The organism is Chryseobacterium vietnamense (assembly GCF_031454475.1).
GTDB classification, from domain to species: Bacteria; Bacteroidota; Bacteroidia; order Flavobacteriales; family Weeksellaceae; genus Chryseobacterium; species Chryseobacterium vietnamense.
The window spans coordinates 1-1,263 of record NZ_JAVDQX010000016.1; the positions used below are offsets into that span (position 1 = coordinate 1).

Consider the following 1,263-nt stretch of genomic DNA (forward strand, 5'->3'; position numbering starts at 1 on the left):
AAAGCCCAAAAACGAGTTAGCATCGTTTACGGCGTGGACTACCAGGGTATCTAATCCTGTTCGCTCCCCACGCTTTCGTCCATCAGCGTCAGTTGTTGCTTAGTAACCTGCCTTCGCAATTGGTGTTCTAAGTAATATCTATGCATTTCACCGCTACACTACTTATTCCAGCTACTTCAACAACACTCAAGACTTGCAGTATCAATGGCAGTTTCACAGTTAAGCTGTGAGATTTCACCACTGACTTACAAATCCGCCTACGGACCCTTTAAACCCAATAAATCCGGATAACGCTTGCACCCTCCGTATTACCGCGGCTGCTGGCACGGAGTTAGCCGGTGCTTATTCGTATAGTACCTTCAGCTAGATACACGTATCTAGGTTTATCCCTATACAAAAGAAGTTTACAACCCATAGGGCCGTCGTCCTTCACGCGGGATGGCTGGATCAGGCTCTCACCCATTGTCCAATATTCCTCACTGCTGCCTCCCGTAGGAGTCTGGTCCGTGTCTCAGTACCAGTGTGGGGGATCACCCTCTCAGGCCCCCTAAAGATCGTAGACTTGGTGAGCCGTTACCTCACCAACTATCTAATCTTGCGCGTGCCCATCTCTATCCACCGGAGTTTTCAATATCAAGTGATGCCACTCGATATATTATGGGGTATTAATCTTCCTTTCGAAAGGCTATCCCCCTGATAAAGGCAGGTTGCACACGTGTTCCGCACCCGTACGCCGCTCTCAAGATCCCGAAAGATCTCTACCGCTCGGCTTGCATGTGTTAGGCCTCCCGCTAGCGTTCATCCTGAGCCAGGATCAAACTCTCCATTGTATGTTTGTCTGACTCACTCAAAGTTTTTAACGCTTTAGTTTTTCCTTACTTGGTTGTTATATTGTATGTCAATGATCTTTTTATCTTTCGCTTTTTAACGAAGCAATCTTTCTGTCAGTGTCGCTCCGTATTTGCGAGTGCAAAAGTAAAACTTTATTTCTTAATGACCAAATGTTTTTGAAGAAAATTTTAAAGTTTTTTAAGTAACCTTAATCCTTCTCAAACCCTCAATCTCTCTACTCCTGCGCTCCCTGTAATTGGGACTGCAAAGATACAAACTCTTTTTTAACTGGCAACTTTTTTTTACAAAAAGTTTTGATTTTTTTTCGTCTGTTTCTTATTGAAGTAATATTGTTTCTGCCTAGCTAAAGGCTCTTCTGCGCTACTGTCATTCTTTCGTTTTTCAGTGGGGCAAAGATAGAAACTTCATACA

The 1,263-nt window shown here is 43.9% G+C and carries 1 rRNA gene; it reads right to left on the reverse strand.

What is annotated here, in order from left to right:
- Positions 1–830: ribosomal RNA gene (locus J2786_RS23020) — 16S ribosomal RNA — on the reverse strand; the annotation flags it as partial.
- Positions 831–1,263: the final 433 nt, after the last annotated feature.